Annotated in this window: 24 protein-coding genes and 1 riboswitch; of the genes, 13 read left to right on the top strand and 11 right to left on the bottom strand. The window is 68.2% G+C overall.

All coding sequences use genetic code 11. From position 1 onward, the window contains the following. Window positions 1-122: 122 nt before the first annotated feature. A complete protein-coding gene (locus ABZ904_RS13350; protein WP_359390568.1) occupies window positions 123-440 on the bottom strand; it encodes a hypothetical protein in 318 nt (105 codons plus the stop codon). 263 nt (window positions 441-703) lie between these two features. On the opposite strand from ABZ904_RS13350, the gene rpsF reads away from it, so the two are divergent. The 4 genes from rpsF (at window position 704) to rplI (ending at window position 2,448) form a co-directional block, all read left to right on the top strand. Next, complete coding sequence (gene rpsF, locus ABZ904_RS13345) at window positions 704-994, top strand: 30S ribosomal protein S6 (RefSeq protein ID WP_359390571.1); 291 nt, start codon at window positions 704-706, stop codon at window positions 992-994. A gap of 77 nt (window positions 995-1,071) precedes the next feature. After that, complete coding sequence (locus tag ABZ904_RS13340; protein ID WP_361823052.1) at window positions 1,072-1,665, top strand: single-stranded DNA-binding protein; 594 nt, start codon at window positions 1,072-1,074, stop codon at window positions 1,663-1,665. 81 nt (window positions 1,666-1,746) lie between these two features. Continuing rightward, window positions 1,747-1,983: a 30S ribosomal protein S18 gene (rpsR, locus tag ABZ904_RS13335; protein ID WP_003949403.1), complete on the top strand. Its 237-nt coding sequence runs from the start codon at window positions 1,747-1,749 to the stop codon at window positions 1,981-1,983. A gap of 18 nt (window positions 1,984-2,001) precedes the next feature. Beyond that, the gene (gene rplI, locus ABZ904_RS13330; RefSeq protein WP_359390577.1) at window positions 2,002-2,448 is read left to right on the top strand and encodes a 50S ribosomal protein L9; all 447 of its coding nucleotides are present in this window, start codon (window positions 2,002-2,004) and stop codon (window positions 2,446-2,448) included. Window positions 2,449-2,604: 156 nt separating this feature from the next. On the opposite strand, the gene ABZ904_RS13325 is transcribed toward rplI, so the two are convergent. Further along, a complete protein-coding gene (locus ABZ904_RS13325) occupies window positions 2,605-3,942 on the bottom strand; it encodes an MATE family efflux transporter (RefSeq protein WP_359390580.1) in 1,338 nt (445 codons plus the stop codon). A 458-nt stretch (window positions 3,943-4,400) separates the two neighbouring features. Here ABZ904_RS13325 and dnaB point away from each other — a divergent pair, with 458 nt between their 5' ends. Continuing rightward, the gene (gene dnaB / locus ABZ904_RS13320; RefSeq protein ID WP_359390583.1) at window positions 4,401-5,876 is read left to right on the top strand and encodes a replicative DNA helicase; all 1,476 of its coding nucleotides are present in this window, start codon (window positions 4,401-4,403) and stop codon (window positions 5,874-5,876) included. Window positions 5,877-5,948: 72 nt separating this feature from the next. Beyond that, the gene (locus ABZ904_RS13315; RefSeq protein ID WP_361823049.1) at window positions 5,949-7,334 is read left to right on the top strand and encodes a serine hydrolase domain-containing protein; all 1,386 of its coding nucleotides are present in this window, start codon (window positions 5,949-5,951) and stop codon (window positions 7,332-7,334) included. Between the two features lie 66 nt (window positions 7,335-7,400). Here ABZ904_RS13315 and ABZ904_RS13310 read toward each other — a convergent pair whose 3' ends face one another. Further along, a complete protein-coding gene (locus ABZ904_RS13310; protein ID WP_359390589.1) occupies window positions 7,401-7,853 on the bottom strand; it encodes a GNAT family N-acetyltransferase in 453 nt (150 codons plus the stop codon). Between the two features lie 55 nt (window positions 7,854-7,908). Further along, entirely contained in the window at window positions 7,909-8,367 is a 459-nt protein-coding gene (locus ABZ904_RS13305) for a MarR family transcriptional regulator (RefSeq protein WP_359390592.1), read from the bottom strand. A 163-nt stretch (window positions 8,368-8,530) separates the two neighbouring features. Between ABZ904_RS13305 and ABZ904_RS13300 the strand changes: the two genes are divergently transcribed. Then, entirely contained in the window at window positions 8,531-9,742 is a 1,212-nt protein-coding gene (locus ABZ904_RS13300; RefSeq protein WP_359390595.1) for an MFS transporter, read from the top strand. 76 nt (window positions 9,743-9,818) lie between these two features. Here ABZ904_RS13300 and ABZ904_RS13295 read toward each other — a convergent pair whose 3' ends face one another. Further along, window positions 9,819-10,688: a GNAT family N-acetyltransferase gene (locus tag ABZ904_RS13295; RefSeq protein ID WP_361823045.1), complete on the bottom strand. Its 870-nt coding sequence runs from the start codon at window positions 10,686-10,688 to the stop codon at window positions 9,819-9,821. A 723-nt stretch (window positions 10,689-11,411) separates the two neighbouring features. Here ABZ904_RS13295 and ABZ904_RS13290 point away from each other — a divergent pair. After that, entirely contained in the window at window positions 11,412-12,833 is a 1,422-nt protein-coding gene (locus ABZ904_RS13290) for a globin domain-containing protein (RefSeq protein WP_361823043.1), read from the top strand. 34 nt (window positions 12,834-12,867) lie between these two features. On the opposite strand, the gene ABZ904_RS13285 is transcribed toward ABZ904_RS13290, so the two are convergent. From ABZ904_RS13285 to ABZ904_RS13265, 5 genes are all read right to left on the bottom strand, one after another. Next, window positions 12,868-13,350 carry an NUDIX hydrolase gene (locus ABZ904_RS13285; protein ID WP_359390604.1) on the bottom strand — a complete coding sequence of 161 codons (483 nt, stop codon included), beginning with the start codon at window positions 13,348-13,350 and terminating at the stop codon, window positions 12,868-12,870. A gap of 163 nt (window positions 13,351-13,513) precedes the next feature. Then, the gene (locus ABZ904_RS13280; RefSeq protein ID WP_361823040.1) at window positions 13,514-14,419 is read right to left on the bottom strand and encodes a LysR family transcriptional regulator; all 906 of its coding nucleotides are present in this window, start codon (window positions 14,417-14,419) and stop codon (window positions 13,514-13,516) included. Between the two features lie 259 nt (window positions 14,420-14,678). Further along, window positions 14,679-15,833 (bottom strand): cystathionine gamma-lyase, encoded by a 1,155-nt coding sequence (locus ABZ904_RS13275; protein ID WP_360990924.1) that lies wholly within the window; start codon window positions 15,831-15,833, stop codon window positions 14,679-14,681. Continuing rightward, window positions 15,830-16,321, bottom strand: coding sequence for a low molecular weight protein-tyrosine-phosphatase (locus ABZ904_RS13270; protein ID WP_361823037.1), 492 nt, complete (start codon window positions 16,319-16,321; stop codon window positions 15,830-15,832). Before ABZ904_RS13270 ends, ABZ904_RS13275 begins: the two co-directional genes overlap by 4 nt. Window positions 16,322-16,330: 9 nt before the next feature. Then, a complete protein-coding gene (locus ABZ904_RS13265) occupies window positions 16,331-16,708 on the bottom strand; it encodes a phage holin family protein (RefSeq protein WP_359390615.1) in 378 nt (125 codons plus the stop codon). Between the two features lie 59 nt (window positions 16,709-16,767). Here ABZ904_RS13265 and ABZ904_RS13260 point away from each other — a divergent pair, with 59 nt between their 5' ends. The 4 genes from ABZ904_RS13260 (at window position 16,768) to ABZ904_RS13245 (ending at window position 19,123) form a co-directional block, all read left to right on the top strand. After that, complete coding sequence (locus ABZ904_RS13260) at window positions 16,768-17,085, top strand: cupin domain-containing protein (RefSeq protein ID WP_359390618.1); 318 nt, start codon at window positions 16,768-16,770, stop codon at window positions 17,083-17,085. Between the two features lie 165 nt (window positions 17,086-17,250). Next, a complete protein-coding gene (locus ABZ904_RS13255; protein ID WP_359390620.1) occupies window positions 17,251-17,463 on the top strand; it encodes a DUF5326 family protein in 213 nt (70 codons plus the stop codon). Between the two features lie 363 nt (window positions 17,464-17,826). Beyond that, a complete protein-coding gene (locus tag ABZ904_RS13250) occupies window positions 17,827-18,585 on the top strand; it encodes a helix-turn-helix domain-containing protein (protein WP_361823033.1) in 759 nt (252 codons plus the stop codon). Window positions 18,586-18,685: 100 nt separating this feature from the next. Continuing rightward, window positions 18,686-19,123, top strand: a complete 438-nt coding sequence (locus tag ABZ904_RS13245) for an SsgA family sporulation/cell division regulator (protein WP_359390626.1) — start codon at window positions 18,686-18,688, stop codon at window positions 19,121-19,123. A gap of 189 nt (window positions 19,124-19,312) precedes the next feature. Here the strand turns inward: ABZ904_RS13245 and ABZ904_RS13240 are convergent, their stop codons facing one another. Continuing rightward, window positions 19,313-20,764, bottom strand: a complete 1,452-nt coding sequence (locus ABZ904_RS13240; protein ID WP_360990913.1) for a YibE/F family protein — start codon at window positions 20,762-20,764, stop codon at window positions 19,313-19,315. Between the two features lie 71 nt (window positions 20,765-20,835). After that, window positions 20,836-20,992: riboswitch (TPP riboswitch) on the top strand. Between ABZ904_RS13240 and thiC the strand changes: the two genes are divergently transcribed. After that, complete coding sequence (thiC, locus tag ABZ904_RS13235; RefSeq protein WP_361823030.1) at window positions 20,985-22,787, top strand: phosphomethylpyrimidine synthase ThiC; 1,803 nt, start codon at window positions 20,985-20,987, stop codon at window positions 22,785-22,787. (Overlaps the previous riboswitch by 8 nt.) The last annotated feature ends 142 nt before the right edge of the window (window positions 22,788-22,929 follow it).

The raw sequence follows: 22,929 nt of genomic DNA, 5'->3' as shown, positions 1-22,929 counted from the left end.
GGCTCCGGCTCTCGCGCCGAAGCCTACTGCGCCCTGTCGCCGCCCCGAATGGCCGTACGGAACCTGTGTGCCCATCCGGGTCGTCCGACGGCCCTGCCGGGAGCCGTCGGACGACCCCGCGCTCAACCGCCGACGATCCCGCCGAAGAGCCCGCCGTGGGCCATGCCGAGGAAGAATCCGATGGCCGAGGCCCCGAGGCCCAGGATGAGCCCGAAGCGCTGCCGGGTCGTGATGGAGACGAACTGTCCGTAGGCACCGGTGATGATCCCCACCAGGCCGGTCCAGGAGCTGATCAGATGCAGGCTGTGGAACATCGCCGTGACGAAGGCCGTGATACCGAGCACCAGGGTCACCACAAGAAGCGTGTCCTGGAGGGGATGGGCCTTTCCGTCCGTGGCGAAGAGAGAACCGGTGGTGTTGGGTCGCAATACCTGTGCCATGGGGCACCTCCTGCGGAAGGCGGCGCATCGTAGCGCCTTACACACCCGATGTGTACAGATTGACGGGCTACGCGGTCGGATTTCAACCGGAAGCTCGTGTGCGGGTACTCTGTACCGTCTGCACCGGTGTCTGCCCAGGCCGAGCCGGGTCAACCGTCGACTGGCCCCGATTGTCAGTGGCGGCCGATACCGTTGCGTACGCATCACAACCCTCCTGCCACGGAACGACCGTGGCCGCTGAGTCCAAAGGAGGTGGGTTCCACATGCGTCACTACGAGGTGATGGTCATCCTCGACCCCGATCTCGAGGAGCGCGCTGTCTCCCCGCTGATCGAGAACTTCCTCTCCGTCGTCCGTGACGGTGGCGGAAAGGTCGAGAAGGTCGACACCTGGGGTCGTCGCCGTCTCGCCTACGAGATCAAGAAGAAGCCCGAGGGCATCTACTCGGTCCTCGACCTGCAGGCCGAGCCTGCGGTCGTCAAGGAGCTCGACCGCCAGATGAACCTGAACGAGTCGGTCCTCCGGACCAAGGTCCTCCGTCCCGAGACCCACTGAGCCTCCCGCTCAGCTGATCCCGGGATTCGAGTAGCAGCCCAAGCAGCCAGCAGCAAACCCGCCGAGAGGTTCCCCCAATGGCAGGCGAGACCGTCATCACGGTCGTCGGCAACCTTGTCGATGACCCCGAGCTGCGCTTCACCCCGTCCGGTGCGGCGGTCGCGAAGTTCCGCGTCGCGTCCACTCCCCGCACCTTCGACCGCCAGACGAACGAGTGGAAGGACGGCGAGAGCCTGTTCCTGACCTGCTCGGTCTGGCGTCAGGCGGCGGAGAACGTCGCCGAGTCGCTCCAGCGAGGCATGCGCGTCATCGTGCAGGGCCGGCTGAAGCAGCGGTCCTACGAGGACCGTGAGGGCGTCAAGCGCACGGTCTACGAGCTCGACGTCGACGAGGTCGGCGCGAGCCTGCGCAACGCGACGGCCAAGGTCACCAAGACCGCCGCCAGCCGCGGTGGCCAGGGTGGCCAGGGTGGTTACGGCGGCGGTGGCGGCCAGGGTGGCGGCGGCTGGGGCGGCGGCCCCGGCGGCGGTCAGCAGGGCGGCGGCGGCGCTCCGGCCGACGACCCGTGGGCGACCGGCGCTCCTGCCGGTGGCCAGGGCGGTGGCGGCTGGGGCGGCGGCTCCGGCGGCTCTGGCGGCGGTGGCGGCTACTCGGACGAGCCCCCCTTCTAGGCCTTGGTTCCGGGTCCCCGGACCTGGACCGGTCGAGGGTGGGCCGTACCCCACACTTCTTGATCACACAGGAGAAACACCATGGCGAAGCCGCCTGTGCGCAAGCCGAAGAAGAAGGTCTGCGCTTTCTGCAAGGACAAGGTCACGTACGTGGACTACAAGGACACGAACATGCTGCGGAAGTTCATTTCCGACCGCGGCAAGATCCGTGCCCGCCGCGTGACCGGCAACTGCACGCAGCACCAGCGTGACGTCGCCACGGCCGTCAAGAACAGCCGTGAGATGGCGCTGCTGCCCTACACGTCCACCGCGCGCTAAGGGAAGGGTGACCGACCAATGAAGATCATCCTGACCCACGAGGTCTCCGGCCTCGGTGCCGCGGGCGAAGTCGTCGACGTCAAGGACGGTTACGCTCGCAACTACCTGATCCCGCGGAAGTTCGCGATCCGCTGGACCAAGGGTGGCGAGAAGGACGTCGAGCAGATCCGTCGTGCTCGCAAGATCCACGAGATCCAGACCATCGAGCAGGCCAACCAGGTCAAGTCTCAGCTCGAGGGTGTGAAGGTCCGCCTGGCCGTCCGCTCCGGCGACTCCGGCCGACTGTTCGGTTCCGTCACTCCGGCCGACATCGCCTCGGCGATCAAGGCCTCCGGTGGCCCCGAGGTCGACAAGCGCCGCATCGAGCTGGGCTCGCCGATCAAGACGCTGGGCTCTCACGAGACGTCCGTGCGTCTGCACCCCGAGGTTGCCGCCAAGGTCAACATCGAGGTCATCTCGGCCTGACGCCGTACTCGGCACAGCTGAGAGAAGGGCCGTACCCCCCGGGGTGCGGCCCTTCTTCATGGCTCTTGAGGCAATGCAACACGCGTGCGCGGGGGCGCCCACGGCGGTGTGTTTCACGTGAAACGGACCAAGCCACGCTGGTCGGCTCGGCCGACCTCAGCGGGTCGCACCCGTCACGATCCAGCGGCCCGAGCGGGAGCGCAGCCACAGGGTGAGCAGCCGCACGGTCATCATCAGCGTCATCGCCGCCCACAGGGCGGTGAGTCCCCCGCCGAGGACCGGGACGAACAGAGCCACGGGGGCGAAGACCGCCAGCGTCAGCAACATCGCCCAGGCGAGATAGGGCCCGTCGCCCGCTCCCATCAGTACGCCGTCCAGTACGAAGACGACGCCGCAGATGGGCTGTGAGACAGCCACGAGTACCAGAGCGGGCAGGGCCGCACGATGGACGACCGCGTCACTGGTGAAAAGAGGCAGGAAGAGCGGACGGGTGACAAGGACCAGCAGTCCCAGCACCACCCCGACGACGAGACCCCACTGCACCATGCGCCGACACGCTTCATGGGCTCCCTGCGGATCGTTCGCACCGAGGTAGCGCCCGATGATGGCCTGCCCGGCGATGGCGATCGCATCGAGGGCGAAGGCGAGCAGACTCCACAGCGACAGGATGATCTGGTGCGCGGCTATGTCGGCGTCCCCGAGCCGGGCGGCGACAGCAGTGGCGATCATCAAGACGGCCCGCAGCGAGAGCGTACGGACCAACAGGGGAACACCCGCCTGCGCACTCGCACGTATCCCGGCCGAGTCCGGTCGCAGCGAGGCGCCGTGGCGACGAGCGCCCCGGACGACGACACGCAGATACACGGCGGCCATGCCGCACTGGGCGATGACGGTGCCCCAGGCCGAGCCCGCGATCCCCAGGTCGGCGCCATAGACGAGCCCCGCGTTGAGGGCGGCATTCGCGACGAAGCCCGCGCCGGCGACGTACAGCGGTGTCCTGGTGTCCTGGAGTCCGCGCAGGACACCGGTCGCCGCGAGCACGACGAGCATCGCCGGGATACCCAGGGCGGAGATCCGCAGATAGGTCGTCGCGTAGGGAGCGGCGGTCTGCGAGGCGCCGAAGAGGTCCACGATGCCGGGGGCCGTGGGCAGAACGACGACGATGAGGGCCGCTCCCAGGAGCAGCGCCAGCCAGATGCCGTCCACGCCCTGGCGGATGGCTGCCCGCAGGTCTCCCGCGCCGACCCGGCGGGCGACGGCGGCCGTGGTGGCGTACGCGAGGAAGACGAACACGCTCACCGCGGTGGTCAGCAGCGCGGAGGCGATGCCGAGCCCGGCCAGTTGGGCGGTGCCGAGATGACCGACGATGGCGCTGTCGGCCATCACGAAAAGGGGCTCCGCGACCAGTGCGCCGAAGGCCGGAACGGCCAGTCCGAGGATCTCCCGGTCGGGTCGGCGTCGGACGGCGCGGGATGCTGCGGGAGCCTGTGTCATGGCCACCAATCTAGTCGTCCACAGGTAAGAGATACAAAGCAATAGTGCCCCTTACTTTGGTTACGGTGGGATACGGCGCTGTGTACCGTTCGCGGGGATCTTGACCCTGCTGGGGAAGTTTTTCTTCTGCACAGCCGGTGGACGGGAAAGGTGCAGGTCAGAGGCGTTTGGGCGAAGCACCCGAGTGCTTGTTCACAGGCCTGTCCACCGGGTTGTGCACAGGTTTTGCGGAGTTCTCCACAGCATCCGGGCGCTCGTCCACATGGCCTGTGGATAACCAGATTGGCTGAAGGTGCCGACGGGCCTACCGTGGTCCGGCGCCCGCTCTCTCCTCCGGCCTCGGAAAACATGCAAAACCGACGCTTCTGAACGGAGCCGGGCCTCTCGATTTGTCAGTGCCGTGCCCTAGAAAAGAGAGGCACGGCGAGGTCCGCGGAGCGGACGGGAGGAGGCGGCTCGTGAGCATTTCCGAGCCCTTGGACGACCCCTGGGCCGACAGCGGTACCGGCGATCGTGTCCCCACCTCCCGCCGCGGCCGAGACGGCGGCCCCGGTCGCGACGAGCAGCACGAACGCGGGCCGGACAGCGGTGCGTGGGACGGTGGCGGCTCCTCCTTCGAACGCGTGCCTCCGCAGGACCTGGACGCCGAGCAGTCCGTCCTCGGCGGCATGCTTCTGTCCAAGGACGCGATCGCGGACGTCGTCGAGGTCCTCAAGGGCCATGACTTCTACCGGCCCGCGCACGAGACGATCTACCAGGCGATCCTCGACCTGTACGCCAAGGGCGAGCCGGCCGACCCCATCACGGTTGCCGCCGAGCTGACCAAACGCGGTGAGATCACCAAGGTCGGAGGCGCCTCCTATCTGCACACCCTGGTGCAGACAGTGCCCACCGCGGCGAACGCCGAGTACTACGCGCAGATCGTGCACGAGCGCGCGGTCCTGCGCCGCCTGGTCGAGGCCGGCACGCGGATCACCCAGATGGGATACGCGGCCGACGGCGACATCGACGAGATCGTCAACAGCGCCCAGGCCGAGATCTTCGCGGTCACCGAGCAGCGCACGGCCGAGGACTATCTGCCCCTCAGCGAGATCATGGAGGGCGCGCTCGACGAGATCGAGGCGATCGGCTCCCGATCGGGGGAGATGACCGGCGTGCCGACCGGCTTCACCGATCTCGATCAGCTCACCAACGGTCTGCATCCCGGTCAGATGATCATCATCGCCGCCCGTCCCGCCATGGGTAAGTCGACGCTTGCGCTGGACTTCGCGCGGGCGGCGTCCATCAAGCACAACCTGCCCAGCGTGATCTTCTCGCTCGAAATGGGCCGCAACGAGATCGCGATGCGTCTGCTGTCCGCCGAGGCTCGTGTGGCCCTGCACCACATGCGGTCCGGCACGATGACGGACGAGGACTGGACCCGTCTCGCACGGCGCATGCCGGACGTCTCGGCCGCTCCGCTGTACATCGACGACTCGCCGAACCTGTCGATGATGGAGATCCGCGCCAAGTGCCGCCGCCTCAAACAGCGGAACGACCTGAAGCTGGTCGTGATCGACTATCTGCAGCTCATGCAGTCCGGCTCCAAGCGGTCCGAGAGCCGGCAGCAGGAGGTCTCGGAGATGTCGCGAAACCTGAAACTGCTCGCCAAGGAGCTAGAGCTGCCCGTCATCGCGCTCTCGCAGCTCAACCGTGGCCCCGAGCAGCGGACGGACAAGAAGCCCATGGTGTCGGACCTGCGTGAGTCCGGGTCGATCGAGCAGGACGCCGACATGGTGATCCTCCTGCACCGCGAGGACGCGTACGAGAAGGAGTCACCGCGCGCCGGCGAGGCGGACATCATCGTCGGCAAGCACCGTAACGGCCCCACGGCGACCATCACCGTGGCCTTCCAGGGGCATTACTCCCGTTTTGTGGACATGGCGCAGACCTGATCCGCTCTCTGCCGTCGGTGCTGCCGCACATATGCACTCGACGCGGAATCCCGGGCCAGGTGGACTGTAGCCATGACGACATCTCAAGCAGAGCTGCTTCCTGCCACGCGCCGGGCACTGTCGCACCGCATCGCGGTCGCGCAGTCCGAGGGACGGGCGCCGTCGCTGGTGGGCGCGGTCGTCCGGGACGGGCAGGCGGTGTGGCACGGCGCGCGCACCTCCGTGGACGGCCACGCCCCGGACGAGAACGTGCAGTACCGGATCGGATCCATCACCAAGACCTTCACCGCGGTCCTTGTGCTGCGGCTCCGTGACGAGGGCCTCGTGGATCTCGGCGATCCGCTGGAGAAGTACCTGCCCGGCACCGGCGCGGGGGAGGCGACCATCGCCGAACTACTGGCCCATACGGGAGGCTTGGCGGCCGAGTCGCCCGCGCCGTGGTGGGAGCGCACGCCCGGTTCGCTGCGTCCCGAGCTCGTGGACGTGCTGGGCGAGCAGCCGCTGAGGCATCCCGTCGGCCGTAGATTCCACTACTCCAACCCCGGCTACACGCTGCTCGGCGCCCTGGTCGAGGAGGTGCGCGGAGCCGCCTGGGAAGACGTGCTGCGGCGTGAGGTGCTCGAACCTCTGGGGCTGCGCCGGACAAGTGGCCGATCACGGGCACCGCATGCGGGCGGATGGGCCGTGCACCCCTGGGCGGACGTAATGCTGCCCGAGCCCGCCGAGGACCTCGGGCGGATGGCACCGGCCGGCCAACTCTGGTCGACCACCGACGATCTGGCCCGCTTCGCCGTCTTCCTGGCCCGTGGCGACGACCGGGTGCTGAGCGCGCAGTCCGTACAGGAGATGCGGACACCCGCTGCTCCGGCCGAGACCGCGGACCTGGCGGCCGGTACCGGCTATGGCCTCGGTCTGCAGCTACAGCACCGGGACGGCCGGCTTCTCGCGGGGCACTCGGGCTCGCTGCCCGGGTTCCTCGCCAACCTCACCTTCAGCGTCGAGGACGACATGGCGGCCGTGGTGCTGGCCAACTGCACATCGGGTCCGCAGGTGACCGCCGTCGCCGCCGATCTGATCGGCATCGTGGCCGAGGCGGAACCGAGGATCCCCGAGCCATGGCGGCCGCTGCCGGAGGTCGATCCGGCCGTACTGGAGTTGACGGGCCAGTGGTACTGGGGAACGCAGGGTTTCATCTTGCGGCTCATGGCCGACGGAGGTGTCGCGCTGGAACCGCTGTCCGGAGTGGGCCGCTGCTCACAGTTGCGGTCCAACGGTGACGGGACGTGGACCGGACTTGACGGCTACTACGCGGGAGAGGTTCTGCGGCCAGTGCGGCGAACGGACGGATCCGTGAGCCACCTGGACCTCGGCTCGTTCGTGTTCACACGCCAGCCGTACGACGAGGGCGCTCCCGTGCCCGGGGGCGTGGACCCGGAGGGGTGGAGCGGCATCCGCTAGACACCGCTGTGGCGCCGCAGGGGTGTGTTTCACGTGAAACGCGCCCCTGCGTCCTGAACGGCCCTGTCAGAGCACCAGCTTGAAGCCCATGTGCGAGGCCTCGAAGCCCAGACGCTTGTAGAAGCGGTGGGCATCGGTGCGGGTGGCATCGGAGGTCAGCTGGACCAACTGACAGCCCTGGCGCCGGGATTCGTCGATCGCCCACTCGATGAGCTGCGTGCCGAGTCCACTGCCGCGTTCGTCGGAGTGGATGCGTACGGCCTCGATGATCGACCGGGTCGCACCCCTGCGGGACAGTCCGGGGATGATCGTGAGCTGAAGTGTGCCGACGACACGTCCGTCCCGTTCGCCGACCACAAGGTGCTGGTTCGGATCGCCGCTCACCCGCTCCAGCGCGTTCAGATACGGCGCCAGATCGTCCGGCGACTCGCGCTGAGCACCGAGCGGGTCGTCGGCCAGCATGGCGACGACCGATGGAATGTCTTCCGCGACGCAGGGGCGTATCTCAAGGTCTCCCATGCTCGCACCCTATGCGGGTGCCCTGGCTGCCGCGTGTCCAGGGCGCCGGCGCAAGCTACGCAGATACGTGCAATGACTCGACCGCGCGGACCAGGGGCGCCAGCTCGGGGTTCTCGGCCGCGTCGTCCAGAGCCTCCCGCAGAGCGGTGTCATTGGTGGGACGGGCCGCCTCGAGCAGTTGAAGGCCGGCGGCGGTGACGTTGGTGTAGATGCCACGACGGTCGGTCGGACAGAGGTAGCGCTCCAGCAGGCCGCGGTCCTCAAGCCTGGTGACGAGCCGGGTCGTCGCGCTCTGGCTGAGGACCACCGCGTCGGCCACCTGCTTCATCTGCAGATGTCCCCCCTCGCCGTCGTGCTGGCGGCTGAGCACGTCCAGCAGGGAGTACTCCCGCACGCTGAGCCCGTGCTTGCTCTGCAGGGCGCGCTCAATACGGGCCTCGATCCTCCCGTGCAGCAAGGAGAGGGCGCACCAGCCCTGGGCAAGGGCGGTGAGCGCAGGGTCCGTCGCTGTCATGGCGTCTTTCCTCCGTCCCAGAGGTCGTATCCACCCGTCCCAGAGGTGGTATCCACCCAGGATAGACCACGTCCGCAATAGACTGCGTTTGCATGTATCAAGCGTCTGCAATTATTGTGAGGGCACGCAAAGCGCTCATGCAATCGCTTGGAAGGGCTTCCCTATGCCTCTCGCGCTTCTGGCCCTCGCGATCGGGGCCTTCGGGATCGGAACCACGGAGTTTGTGATCATGGGCGTGCTGCCCGAGGTCGCGGGCTCCTTCGGAGTCTCCATTCCCACTGTCGGACTGCTGGTGACCGGCTATGCCCTCGGCGTGATGTTCGGCGCCCCGATCATGACCGCGCTCGGCACCAAGGTCTCCCGCAAGCGGATGCTGATGCTGCTGATGGGCCTGTTCGTGCTCGGCAACCTGCTCTCGGCGATGGCCCCGACCTTCGGTCTGATGCTCGCGGGCCGGGTGGTCGCCTCCCTGGCCCACGGCGCGTTCTTCGGCATCGGCTCGGTGGTCGCCGCCGAGCTGGTCGCCCCGGAGAAGAAGGCCGGGGCCATATCCATGATGTTCAGCGGTCTGACCGTCGCCAACGTCATCGGAGTCCCCCTCGGCACCTTCGTCGGTCAGTCCGTCGGCTGGCGGGTCACCTTCGGCCTCGTCGCCGGGCTCGGCGTGGTCGGACTGCTCGGTGTCGCGAAGCTCGTACCCGATATGCCCAAGCCGGCAGGTGTGCACCTGCGCCATGAGCTGGCCGCCTTCAAGAACGCGCAGGTGTTGCTGGCGATGGCGATGACCGTCCTCGGCTTCGGCGGCGTCTTCGCGGCCATCACCTACATCGCGCCGATGATGACCCACGTCACCGGCTTCGCGGACGGCTCGGTCACTTGGCTGCTGGTCCTCTTCGGCCTCGGTATGGTCGGCGGCAACCTCATCGGCGGCAAGTACGCGGACCGCGCCCTGATGCCGATGCTGTACGTGTCGCTCGGCGGCCTGGCCCTCGTGCTCGCGCTGTTCACCCTCACCGCGCACAGCAAGGTCCTGGCCGCGCCCACCATCGTGCTGATCGGCGCCCTGGGCTTCGCGACGGTCCCTCCGCTGCAGAAGCGGGTCCTGGACCACGCCCATGGAGCTCCGACCCTCGCCTCGGCCGCGAACATCGGCGCCTTCAACCTCGGCAACGCCCTGTCCGCCTGGCTCGGCGGCATCGTGATCGCCGCCGGCCTCGGGTACACCGCTCCCAACTGGGTGGGCGCGGCGCTCGCCGGGTCCGCTCTGCTGCTGGCGGTCTTCTCGGCCGCGTTGGAGCGTCGGCAGACGGCTCCTGGCGGGCCTGCGGCGGAGGGTGCCGTCTCCGGCGAACCTCACCTGGCCGTGCACCGCTGAGCGGGCCGCTCACGGCCGTTGACGCGAACGCGTGTCTCCGAGACTCCGGAGGCACGCGTTTCGCATCACTGCGGACTCAGCCCGCGGCCACCGTCACCGGAGCGAAGCGCCGCGTCCAGTCACCGGGCAGGTCCGGGACGCCGTACGTCATGACCGCGTTGAAGCTCACGGAGGCGAGCCCGCACTCCTTCAGCCAGGTGAGCAGGCTCTCGTGGCGTACGTCGACGTCGGTGCGCAGCGGCCGGTCGGTGCAGGCGGCGAGCGATGCGACGAGTGCCTTCGCCGTCTCTGTGTCGCGGGCGATGAGAGGGCCTACGACATGGGTGTCCATGTTGGGCCAGAGGGCCGCGTACCCGATGATCCGGCCGCCCTCCTCGGCGACATGCAACTGATCCGCGAAAGCCGGCAGCCGTGTGATCACATGCGTTCGGTCGACGCCGAACACTTCCTCATCGAGCCGGACCAGATGGGCCAGGTCTTCCCCGGTGGCCGGACGGGTGGCGACGGTCGGCGGAGGGCCTCCGGCCCGGAAGGGGCCACGCACCATCTCGGAGCTGCCGGTGACCTTGAAGCCGAGTCCCTCGTAGAGGGGGCGACCGTACGGAGTCGCGTACAGCGTCAGCGGGGTGGTCGTGTCCGTCTCGGCCACCACGTGCCGCATCAGTCGGCGGCCGATGCCCTGGCGCGCGTGGCGCTGGGCGACGAGCACCATGCCGATGGCGCAGAGGTCCGGACGGTGGCGAGACCCGTACTCGGTCACCACACAGGCACTGACGAGCCCGCCAGCGGGGTCGTCGATGCCGTACCCCCTGCCGGCGGCAAGGAGCAGCCCCCACTTGTGTTCCTCACGGGGCCAACCCCGGTCCTCGGACAAGTCGGCGCAGGCGATGAGATCGCGGGGCGTCAGACGGCGGATGGGCAGAGCGGCGAGGGGAGGTGTCGACACGCAGGTCAGGCTGTCCGACTCGGGGCACCGGCGTCCACCGCTTTGCGGTCGAGCGCACACGCTTTTAGCCATGTCATGCCGGAGCGCACAGGACCGGATCAGATGTTTCACGTGAAACCGCAATGACCTGATCACGATTGATCGGTAATGGGCTGATGACTCGTCATGACTCAGACGACGGGGATGAGTCATGCGACGGTGAGAAAGGGAGAGCGTAGATGTTCTCGCACTTGCGAGGCTTCATCGCATCAAGGAGCCGAGCAGGATCTCCGGGATGCTGTGAATGAGTATGCCGTGCCCGGTAATTGACGCCGATTCCGGTTCGCTCGACCGACACTTCATGGCGAACCGAGGGGGGACTTGTGCATGGCACGGCGACCGGTATGGTCGAGTCCGGTTCGCCTCCGGTGTGATGTGCGCACGTTCCGCAGGGCGCGAACGCAAGCCAATGCAACCTAACGAGACGGAGAGATCCAAGACCCGCATTTCCCGCTGAGCGACCGGGCGCGAAGGCTGGGTGGAAAGCTGCTGTGAGGTTACTGCGGCCTATGTCACACTCCCCCCTTACTTGTCCGTACGCAGCCGGTTTCCGGGTTGACTGTGCCGCATTGGACGTCAAAGCGATCGAACGGGGAAAGCAGGGCTGTCGGCGGGGAGAAGGAAGCACGCTCCGACCGGGGAAGTGCGCAGACCGACCGGAAGATGTTCGAGGCGAGGCACACCATGGACGCTCCGACCACCGCGTCGGCCGACAACGGCACCTCCGGCGACAGCGGCGGGGGCGGCTGGTTCACACCCCACAGCCAGCCCCCGACGCCTCCGGGCGGGGAGCCTCCGACGCCGGAGGGCGGCCGTCTCGCAGCGATGCGCCCCGTCGGCCGTTCGCCCGTCGGCGACGGTACCCACCAGGGACGAATACAGCCGACGGCGAGCACCCCGGAGCACCGGCACAGCGAGCCAGAACCCGCCCATCAAGGGATCCGCCCCGAGCCCCGCACCCCCGTCCAGCCCTCCGCCCCGGAGCCTCGGGCGTCTCCGGACGCCGTGCTGATCCGGCGGACCATGTCGGAGATCGGGCCCATCGCGGACAAGGTCACCTCGTACTTCTACGCACTTCTCTTCGTGCGCTATCCCGACCTGCGGTCCCTGTTCCCCGCCGCGATGGACACCCAGCGGGACCGGCTGCTCACAGCACTGCTGACCGCTGCCGAGCACATCGACAACACCGAGGTCCTCGTCGCCTATCTGCAGAACCTGGGCCGCGGCCACCGCAAGTACGGCACGCGGCCCGAGCACTACCCGGCGGTCGGCGAATGCCTCATCGGCGCGCTGAGCAAGTACGCCTCCGCGATCTGGGACGGAGAGAGCGAAGCCGCCTGGGTGCGGGCGTACACGACGATCTCCCAGGTGATGATCGACGCGGCGGCGGCGGACGAGTTGCGCGCCCCGCCCTGGTGGCACGCGGAGGTCGTGTCGCACGATCTCCGCACCCCGGACGTCGCGGTGATCACGATGCGCCCCGACCAGCCCTACCCGTTCCTGGCCGGGCAGTACACGAGCGTGGAGACCCCGTGGTGGCCGCGGATATGGCGGCACTACTCCTTCGCCTCCGCGCCGCGCTCCGACGGACTGCTCTCGTTCCATGTGAAGGCGGTCCCGGCGGGCTGGGTCTCCAATGCGCTGGTGCACCGCGCCCGGCCTGGTGACGCCATCCGTCTCGGCCCGCCCGCGGGCACGATGACCGTCGACCACACCAAGGACAACGGACTGCTCTGCCTCGGTGGCGGCACCGGCATCGCGCCCATCAAGGCCTTGGTGGAGGATGTCGCCGGGCACGGCGATCGGCGCCCCGTGGAGGTCTTCTACGGTGCCCGCACCGACCACGACCTGTACGACATCGACACCATGCTGCGGTTGCAGCAGAGCCATCCCTGGCTCTCGGTCCGTCCGGTCGTCGACGCACTGGCGCATGTCCAGCTACCGGACGTCATTCGCGAGTACGGGCCCTGGCACGAGTACGACGCCTATCTCTCCGGCCCGCCCGGAATGATCCGCAGTGGTGTGGACGCGCTCCGGAACATCGGTATCCCGTCCGAGCGCATCCGCCATGACTCCGTCGACGAACTGGCCGTGGCCGAACGCTGAGCGCCGGACGGGAGTGCCGTTCTCGGTCCGGAGATCAGCCCAGGTCGGGTGCGTGCATGGCACGTACGCCCTCGATGTTGCCGTCGAGGTAGTGGCGCAGGGACAGCGGCACCAGATGGACGGACGCGATGCCCACCCTGGTGAAGGGCACCCGTACGATCTCGTACTCGCCGGCGGGCTCCTCGATCTCGGGTCCGTGCCGCAGACGCTCGTCCATGGACTCCAGGCGGCAGACGAAGAAGTGCTGGACCTTGACTCCGGTCGCGCCGCCGCCTTCGCCGATGTGCTCGACGGTGTCCACGAAGCAGGGCACCACGTCGCTGATCTTGGCGCCGAGTTCCTCGTGTACTTCGCGGTGGAGCGCGTCGACGACGGTCGCGTCCGACGGCTCGACCCCGCCGCCCGGTGTCACCCAGTAGGGATCGACTCCGGGCTTGGTGCGCTTGATGAGAATCAGGTCGTCGCCATCGAGCAGGATGGCGCGGGCGGTGCGTTTGACCACGGGGCGAACGGTCATGGGTGGAATGTGGCCCAACCCGTTCCACGTGAAACATCGTGGAGCCCACACGAGGTGGAACCAGATGTGAACACACGGTGGCGTCGCCTGGCGGACCTGGCCCAGGGCCCAGCCCCGTCGCTTCCGTTCGCAGGGTTCGTATCGCCTTCGCTCCTGGTCGGCCTCATCCCCAGTCGGCCGCCGTCCGCAGCAGCCACTCATGGGCTCGGGCGATGTGCGGCATGGCCAGTGTCCCCGTGCGGACGACCAGGAAGTACGTCCGCAGTGGAGGGACCGCCGGCTCATGGAGTGCCACCACATCACCGCGCTCCAGCGCCGCGGCACAGAGGTAGCGCGGCAGCACGGCGAGCCCGGCACCCGTGGTGGTGCAGGCGAGGACCGCACGCAGATCGGGGACGATGACCGTGCCGGAGGCGGTCGGGCGGGAGTCGAAGACGGAGGCCCAGTAGCGGGAGACGAACGGCAGCGACTCGTGCACCTCGACCACCGGGAGGTTCTCCAGCCCGTGTGCGTCCGTGTGACGTGGTGTTCCGGGGCCGCCGGTGCGGGAGGCCCAGCGAGGCGCCGCGACCAGAACGTGCTCCTCGTCGCACAGCGGGGTCGCCGTGAGCAGGGCTCCGCGCGGCCGGGCCGTGCTGATGGCCAGATCGTGGTGTCCGGCGGCAAGGCCCTCGAGGGTCTCGTCCGCGTTTCCGAAGGTGGCGCGCAGGGCGATCCCCTGGCTGTCCTCGGTCAGTGTCGCGAGCGCGGGCAGGGCGCGCTCGGCGGTGAACTCGGGCGGTCCGGCGAGATGGAGGGTGCGCGGTGAGGACTGCTCGTCGAGCCCGGTCTCGGTGATCTCCACCAGGGCGTCGAGATGGGGCGCGGCCTTGTGCGCGAGTTCGTCGCCGATGGTCGTGGGAGTCACACCGCGGGCCTGGCGCAGGAAGAGAGGACGCCCCAGCTGCCGTTCCAGGGTGCGGATCTGGGACGTGACCGCCGGCTGGGAGAGGCCGAGCAGCGCTGCGGCACGGGTGAACGAGCCGGCCCGGTGCACGGTCACGAAGGTGCGCAGCAGGGCCAGATCCATGGTGCTACCTTGCCTCCCCACACCCGCGACCGGGCCCAACTATAAATAAGTCGATAGGTCTCTGTCGCTACTGTGATTGGACACTGACACAGAGTCAACTAGCCTTGTTCGCGCGGTTCTTCGCGCGCAGAACCGGGACGGTCCGAGCCACGAGGGGGGAGGCTCGGACCGTCCGTCGTCCGTATACGACGTTTCGGGGGCGGCCCGTCGCCTCCCCGTATGTACGTAGCCGAGGCAGTGGACGCCGCTCAGGAACCGGTCATTCCGCCGACTCGTCGAGCGCACGCAGCACATCGGCCACCAGGTCCTCGGGATCCTCGGCGCCGGCCGAGAGACGGATGAAGCCCTCGGGCACCGCGTCACCGCCCCAGCGTCCACGTCGCTCCGCGGTCGACCGTACGCCTCCGAAGCTCGTCGCGTCGTCGACGAGGCGCAGTGCGTCCAGAAAACGATCGGCACGTGCCCGTGTGGGCAGCGAGAACGACACCACGCACCCGAAACGCCGCATCTGCTGCGCCGCGGTCTTGTGCGACGGATCGTCGGGCAGCCCTGGATAGCGCAGACCGGTCACCTCGGCGCGGGCGCGCAGTGCTTCGGCGACCGCGAGCGCGTTGGCGGTCTGGCGGTCGGCGCGCAGGTGCAGGGTGGCCAGCGAGCGGTGCGCGAGCCAGGCCTCCATCGGACCGGGGATCGCCCCGACGATCTTGCGCCAGCGGCGCACGGAGGCCATCAGCCCCGCGTTCCGGGACACCACGTACCCGAGCAGCAGGTCCCCGTGCCCGGTGAGCATCTTGGTGCCGCTGGCCACGGAGAAGTCGGCACCCAGCTCCAGCGGGCGCTGGCCGAGGGGTGTCGCCAGGGTGTTGTCGACGGCGACGAGCGTCCCCTGCGCGTGGGCCGCCGCCACGAGGCGCTGCACGTCGCAGACGTCGAGCCCCGGGTTCGAGGGGGTCTCCACCCACAGCAGTTTCGCGCCGTCGAGGACGTCGAGCTGGGCATCGCCGCCGGTCGGCGCGGTACGCACCTCGATGCCGTACGCGGTCAGCTGCTCGCGCACCAGCGGCAGCACCTGGTAGCCGTCCGCCGGCAGCACGACGGTGTCGCCGGCGCGCAGCTGGGAGAAGAGGACCGCCGAGATCGCCGCCATGCCGGAGGCGAAGGCGAGCGTTTCGACGCCGTCCTCGCCGGGCGCCTCCAGCTCGCCGATGGCCCGTTCCAGATGGGTCCACGTGGGGTTCTCGTCACGTCCGTAGGTGTACGGGCCCGTCGGCTCGCCGGGCAGGTGGAAGTGCGCCGCGAAGACGGGCCCCGGCAGAGTCGGCTCGTACTTGACCGGCTCCGGCAGTCCCGCCCGTACCGCGCGGGTGCCGTCACCGATTCCCGCGCCGGATGTGCCGAAATCCCCTGATGTCATGCTGCCCGTCCCTCCAGGTTCTCGCGTACCGCGGCGAGCAGACCGGTGCTCGCCGCTTCCACCATCTCAAGACACGCCTCGAATCCGTCCATCCCCCCGTAATAGGGATCCGGTACGTCGAGGTCGTCGTCGGCGGCCGGGTCGTACGAGCGCAGCAGCCGGATCTTCGCGGCGTCCTGCGGGGTGGGCGCGAGACGGCGCAGGGCCTTGAGGTGGCCGGTGTCCAGGGCGATCACGAGGTCGAGACGGGAGAACCAGGAGGGCTGGAACTGCCGGGCGATGTGATCGCTGCCGTAGCCCTGTTCCTCCAGGACGGCGACCGCCCGCGGATCGGCCGGGTCCCCCTCGTGCCAGCCGCCCGTGCCGGCGCTGTCGACCTGGACCTGGTCGTCGATACGGGCCTCCTCCACCCGCGCGCGGAAGACGGACTCGGCCATCGGCGACCGGCAGATGTTGCCTGTACAGACAAAGCAGACGGAAAAGGTCATAAGGTTCACTCAGTCCTTGTCGGGCAGCACCACGTGCAGCGCCCAGGAGACGATCGAGATGATCAGGCCGCCGAGGACGGCGGTCCAGAAGCCCTCGACATGGAAACTCAGATCCAGCTTGCCCGCCACCCATGAGGTGAGCAGCAGCATCAGGGCGTTGACCACCAGGGTGATCAGGCCGAGCGTCAGGATGAACAGCGGGAAGGTCAGCACCTTCAAGATCGGCTTGACCAGGAAGTTGACCAGGCCGAAGATCAGCGCCACCACGATCAGCGTGCCTATCTTCTTGCCGGTGCTGTTACCGGTCAGGGTGATCTTGTCGAGCAGCCACACGGCGACGGCGAGGGCCCCGGCGTTGGCGATCGTCTTGACTACGAAATTCTTCATGTGTCTGATCGTGGCAGACGGGATCACCGGCGAGTAGCGAGCAAGGGCGGTCAACTGCGATGAAGGCATTCCGGCTGGACGAACTGGAGGCGGAGCGGGCTGCCAACGACGGTGCCTATCTGCAGTTCCTCCGGGAGCGGAACATGTCCGTGGGCCTGTACGCACTCGATGCGGGCGACCTGGACTCGCAGAAGCCGCATCAGCAGGACGAGGTGTACTTCGTGGTCAGCGGCCGTGCCTCGATCACCGTGGGCATGGAGACCACGCCGGTCGCACGCGGCAGCGTCGTCTATGTGCCCGCTGGCATCGCACACAAGTTCCATCACATCACCGAGGACCTGAGGGTTCTGGTGGTGTTCTCTCCCCCCGAGAGCTGAGGCCGGTCTCAGGGTTCCCTAGGGGAACGGTCAGGGGAGGACGGGGGACACCAGGCCTCCGCTCCGGCCCTCGGCGGCCCTAGCATCGAGAGCAGGACAAGGATCCCGGAAGCAGAGCCCCCGAACTGTGCGCGGGGCAACGGGCGGAGAGACAAGGACAAGGCGATGCGAGAGATCTTCGCGGGTTTGCCGTGGTGGGTGAAGTGGATCGCGGTGCCGGTCATCGCCCTGGTCGTCTTCGGCGGCCTGATCGCGTCCGTCATCGGCTTCGTCATCGGGCTGCTGTTCAAGGTGCTGCTCTTCGTCGCACTGGTCGGCGGCCTGATCTACATCGTGCGGAAGTTCCTGTCGGGCTCGTCGTCGCGCGGCGACTGGTGAGCAGACCGGAGCATGCCGAGCGGGCGGGGCGGGCAACGGTACGGAGCGCGGCCGGACACGTGCCGGGGTGGGCAGACCGGAACAGACGGCCGGTAACAGGAATCTGAGGTTCGCTCGGGCGGGGGAAGTTTCCTCGGTGAGGCCGTCCCAGGGCACCGTTGGACCGTTAGAGTCCGGAGTTCGACGCGCGGCAGGCCCCGCGCGCGGCGCATCCCCTCCCGTGTCCCCGCACGGGAGGCCCTCCTCGCGCTCCGGGAGTGATCCTTGGCCACGGTTGGCACCGCACGCGCAGACTACTCACCCGCGCCGCTCGCCCCGCCCGTGCAGCGGCGCGCATCACCGGCGGAGGAGCGTCTCCCGCCCGTGCAACCGCAGTCCACCACTCTCATCGGCTCGGTGCAGCGGGCGATGCGGCTGCTGGAGGCCGTCGCCGACCGTGAGCACGGAGCCCCCGCCAAGCAGCTGGCCCGCGAGGTCGGCCTGGCCCTTCCTACGGCCTACCATCTGCTGCGCACCCTGACCCACGAAGGCTATCTGCGCCGGGACAAGGGTCTGTTCTTCCTCGGTGACGCCGCCGAGCGGCTGAGCGGCAGTGCAGCCCAGCAGAAACGTCGCAGCGCCATGGACGACGCGCTCGCACAATGGCGTGATTCGATCGGTGCTCCTGTTTACTACGCGGTCTATCGCGATGGAGAGATCGACGTCCTCAGCGTCGCTGACAGGCCGGGCAGTCCGGCCGTCGCCGAGTGGGCCGACTTCCGTGAGACCGCCCACGCCCATGCGCTCGGCCAGTGCCTGCTCGCGCAGCTCGACGAAGAGGCCCGGCGGGACCACCTCGACCGCTACCCCGTGCAGTCGATCACCCGCTACACCGTGCGCGACGAGCGAACTTTCCTGCGGAGACTGGAACTTCTGGGGCGGATGGACCCCGTCATCGAGCGCCAGGAGTACGCGCTCGGGACGGCTTGCGCCGCGATTCCCCTCACCGCCGGGACGACGGCGGCGGCTGTTGCCATCTCCCTGCCCTCGCACCAGGCCGACCGGTTGCTGCCGGCGGCACTTCAGTTGCAGGCCGAGATCGGACGGCTTCCAGGGGGACTGACCTTCTCTATCAGCATCTGAAAACTCACTCCTTGTGATCTGCCATACACGTTCAGCAAACTTCCTGCATGTGTCAGGGGGATCATTCCTGGCCAGTCCACGGCTATTGACGGGGTAGGCGATGCGTGAGTCGGTACAGGCAGAGGTCATGATGAGCTTTCTCGTCTCGGAGGAGCTCTCCTTCCGCATTCCGGTGGAGTTGTCCTATGAGACGTGTGATCCGTATGCCGTACGGCTTACCTTCCACTTGCCCGGCGACGCGCCCGTGACGTGGGCCTTCGGACGCGAGTTGCTGGTCGACGGGGTGGGCAGGCCGTGTGGCGACGGGGATGTGCACATCGCCCCCGCCGAGCCGGACACCTTCGGTGATGTGCTGATCCGGCTCCAAGTGGGCGCGGACCGGGCTGTGTTCCGCTCGGGCGCGGTGCCGCTCGTGGCCTTCCTCGATCGCACCGACAAGTTGGTGCCGCTCGGGCAGGAAGGCTCGCTGGCCGACTTCGACGCGCATCTGGACGAGGCTCTCGACCGGATCCTCGCCGAGGAGCAGAGCGCGGGTTGAAGCCGCCTGCGGCGCTGTAACGGTTCCTCGTGGACGCGGGGCGCAGCAAGGTGCCGTAACGGTTCCTCGGCGCCGTGACGGGCTCCTGGCGCCCCCTCGCGAGGGGCGGGAGTGACAGGCCGCGGAGTCGCCGGCACGGGCCGTGGACGCGAGAACACCGCTGCGCGCCCTCGCACGGCTTGGGCGGACTCAGCGCTTGCGGCGGCGTCCCCTGCCGCCACGAGCCGCTGCCATGGCCGGTGCGACGGCCTCCTGGCGGTCGGCGGAGACGACAAGGGCGGCCAGGGCCGTGGTGACCGGTACCGAGGCGACCAGTCCGATCGAGCCCACAAGGGTGCGCACGATCTCCTCGGCGACCAGTTCGCTGTTGGCGACCGACACCACACTGCTCTGCGCGATCGAGAAGAGCAGCAGCAGTGGGAGGGCGGCGCCCGCGTACGCCAGGACCAGCGTGTTGACGACCGAGGCGATGTGGTCGCGCCCGATGCGGATGCCCGCGCGGTACAGGCCACGCCAGCCCATCGACGGATTCGCCTCATGCAGTTCCCAGACAGCCGACGTCTGCGTCACGGTCACATCGTCGAGAACACCGAGTGAGCCGATGATGACGCCGGCGAGCAGCAGACCGCTCATGTCGATGTGCGGATACAGGCCGTGGATCAGACCGGTGTTGTCGTCCGTGTTGCCGGTCAGCGCGGCCCAGTCGATGAACTCCGAGCCCAGCAGGCCGATGAGTGACAGCGAGATCAGCGTGCCGAGCACCGCCACGGACGTACGGGCCGAGAGTCCATGGCACATATACAGAGCGACGAGCATGATGGCGCTCGCCCCGACCACGGCCACGAGCAGCGGATTCGACCCCTGAATGATCGCCGGCAGGACGAAGAGGTTCAGGAACATAAAGCTCACGCCCAGCGCGATGAGCGCCATGACGCCACGCAACCGGCCCACGACCACCACGGCGACGGCGAAGATGCCCGCGAGCAGAGCCATGGGGAACTTGCGGTTCACATCGGTGACCGAATACTGCAGGTCCTTCGGAGCGGATGGTTCGTACGCCACCACGACCTTCTCGCCCTCATGCAGTTGGCGCGACTGGTCCGGCTGGACGATCTCCGTGAAGGTACGACCGATGTCATTGCCGGTGTCGACGCGAACTGTTGCCTTCTTGCAGGTGCCGCTCGATCCCTGCACCGCGGAGGAGCCCTCGGCGGTGGAGGTGTCACCGGTCGGGGTGTCGCCCGAGGCGTTCACGGACTTGCAGTCCACGTCCACGACCCTGGTCACCGTGGCCTGCTGGGTCTGCCGGTCGAAGCCGACGCCGGTGCGCTTGTGCGAGGGCACGCCGCCCGGCCACAGCACCACCAGGCCCACGATGACCGCCGCGGTGAAGGGAATGAGGATCGCGGCGATGACCCTGCGCAGATGTCGGGAGACGGGAGCCGCGGGCCCATGACTGTGCCCATGCGAATGGTCGTGGCCGTCACCGGATCCAGGTCCGTGGCCACCTCCATGACCGTCCCCGGGTCCCTCGCCGGAGCCGTGACCGCCTCCAGGGCCATGGCCGTGGGTCTCGCCGGGGGCATGGTTGTGGGGTGGTCCGGGAGGCGGATAGGAGGGCGGATGCTGCATCGTGGTCACCGACCGATCATCGCAAGAAGGCGTGAGGCGCACTGTGCAGCCCGTGCAATTAGACGCTAGCGTGAGAGGACCTTTGCACACGCGGGAGCTCGGAGCACCGGGCTGAGAGGGCGCTGACCTCCGTTGACGCGATGCTTCACGTGGAACATCGCCGGGCGGAAACCGCTGCGTCGACCGCTGAACCTGTTACCGGGTAATGCCGGCGTAGGGAGTAGGTCTTATGGCCAACAAGGACGTACACACGCCTGCCTCCGATCAGGGGGAACCGTCACCGGAGGCCGGAAGGTCCATCGGATGGCACAAGGCGTATGTCGGGGGTTCACGCCCTGATCTTCGAGTGCCGGTCCGTCAGGTGCACCTCACCAATGGACAGTCGGTCGCCCTGTACGACACCTCCGGCCCGTACACCGATCCACTCATGGAGACGGACGTCCGCAGGGGGCTGGCGTCGCTGCGCGAGAACTGGATCATCGGCCGTGGCGACACCGAGGAGTACGCGGGTCGCCCTGTCCGTCCCGAGGACGACGGGATCAAGCACACCGCGCCGCGGGGCGGGCTACGCAACCTCGACGCGGTCTTCCCGGGCCGGCCGCGTCAGCCCCGCCGCGGCCGGGCCGGCACGGCGGTCACGCAACTGGCCCATGCGCGACGTGGCGAGATCACGCCCGAGATGGAGTTCGTGGCGATCCGGGAGAACGTGTCGCCCGAGGTCGTCCGTGAGGAGATCGCGGCGGGACGCGCGGTTCTCCCCGCCAACGTCAATCATCCGGAGACCGAGCCGATGATCATCGGCAAGCGGTTCCTGGTGAAGGTCAATGCCAACATCGGCAACTCCGCGGTGACGTCTTCCATCGAGGAAGAGGTCGAGAAGATGACTTGGGCGACCCACTGGGGCGCGGACACGGTCATGGATCTGTCCACAGGCCGCAACATCCACACCACGCGCGAGTGGGTGCTGCGCAACTCCCCCGTGCCGATCGGCACGGTGCCGCTGTACCAGGCCCTCGAGAAGGTCGACGGGAAAGCGGAGGAGCTGACCTGGGAGATCTACAAGGACACGGTCATCGAGCAGGCCGAGCAAGGCGTGGACTACATGACGGTGCACGCGGGCGTACGGCTGCCGTACGTACCGCTCACCGCGAATCGCAAGACCGGCATCGTGTCGCGGGGCGGCTCGATCATGGCCGCGTGGTGCCTCGCGCACCACAAGGAGTCGTTCCTGTACGAGAACTTCGAGGAGCTCTGCGAGATTCTCGCGGCCTACGACGTCACGTACTCGCTGGGCGACGGCCTGCGGCCGGGCTCGATCGCGGACGCCAACGACGCGGCGCAGTTCGCTGAACTGCGCACTCTGGGGGAACTCAACCGGATCGCCCGGCGCTTCGACGTACAGACGATGATCGAGGGCCCGGGCCATGTCCCGATGCACAAGATCAAGGAGAACATCGAGCTTCAGCAGGAGATCTGCGACGAGGCACCGTTCTACACGCTCGGGCCGCTGACGACGGACATCGCCCCGGCGTACGACCACATCACCTCCGGCATCGGTGCCGCGATGATCGCCTGGTGGGGCACGGCCATGCTCTGCTACGTCACACCCAAGGAGCACTTGGGCCTGCCCAACCGCGACGACGTCAAGACGGGTGTCATCACCTACAAGATCGCCGCTCATGCCGCGGATCTCGCCAAGGGGCACCCGGGCGCTCAGGACTGGGACGACGCGCTGTCCGACGCCCGCTTCGAGTTCCGCTGGGAGGATCAGTTCAATCTGGCCCTCGACCCGGACACGGCCCGCGCGTTCCATGACGAGACCCTCCCGGCCGAGCCGGCCAAGACGGCCCACTTCTGCTCGATGTGCGGGCCGAAGTTCTGCTCGATGAAGATCAGCCGAACCATCACCGAGAAGTACGGCGACATCGCGCCCGAACCGGACTACGACGAAGCCGCTCTCGCGGGCATGAAGGCGAAGTCCGAGGAGTTCGCAGCCCACGGCAACCGGGTCTACCTCCCGCTCGCCGACTGACGCTCCGGCCCGGACGCAAGATCCGGCCCGCGCTAGGGAGCGCGGGCCGGACTTCGGCGGGCGGTGCGGGCCGGGCCCCCGGGGGGCGGGCCGGAGGGGGCCAGTGGCCACGCTCGCCGCTGCTGCCGGCGGGCCGTCGGCC

Source organism: Streptomyces sp. NPDC046900 (assembly GCF_040644975.1).
In the GTDB taxonomy this organism is placed as follows: Bacteria; Actinomycetota; Actinomycetes; order Streptomycetales; family Streptomycetaceae; genus Streptomyces.
Note: the sequence above shows the minus strand (reverse complement) of the source record. Positions and strands in the feature narration are given on the sequence as shown.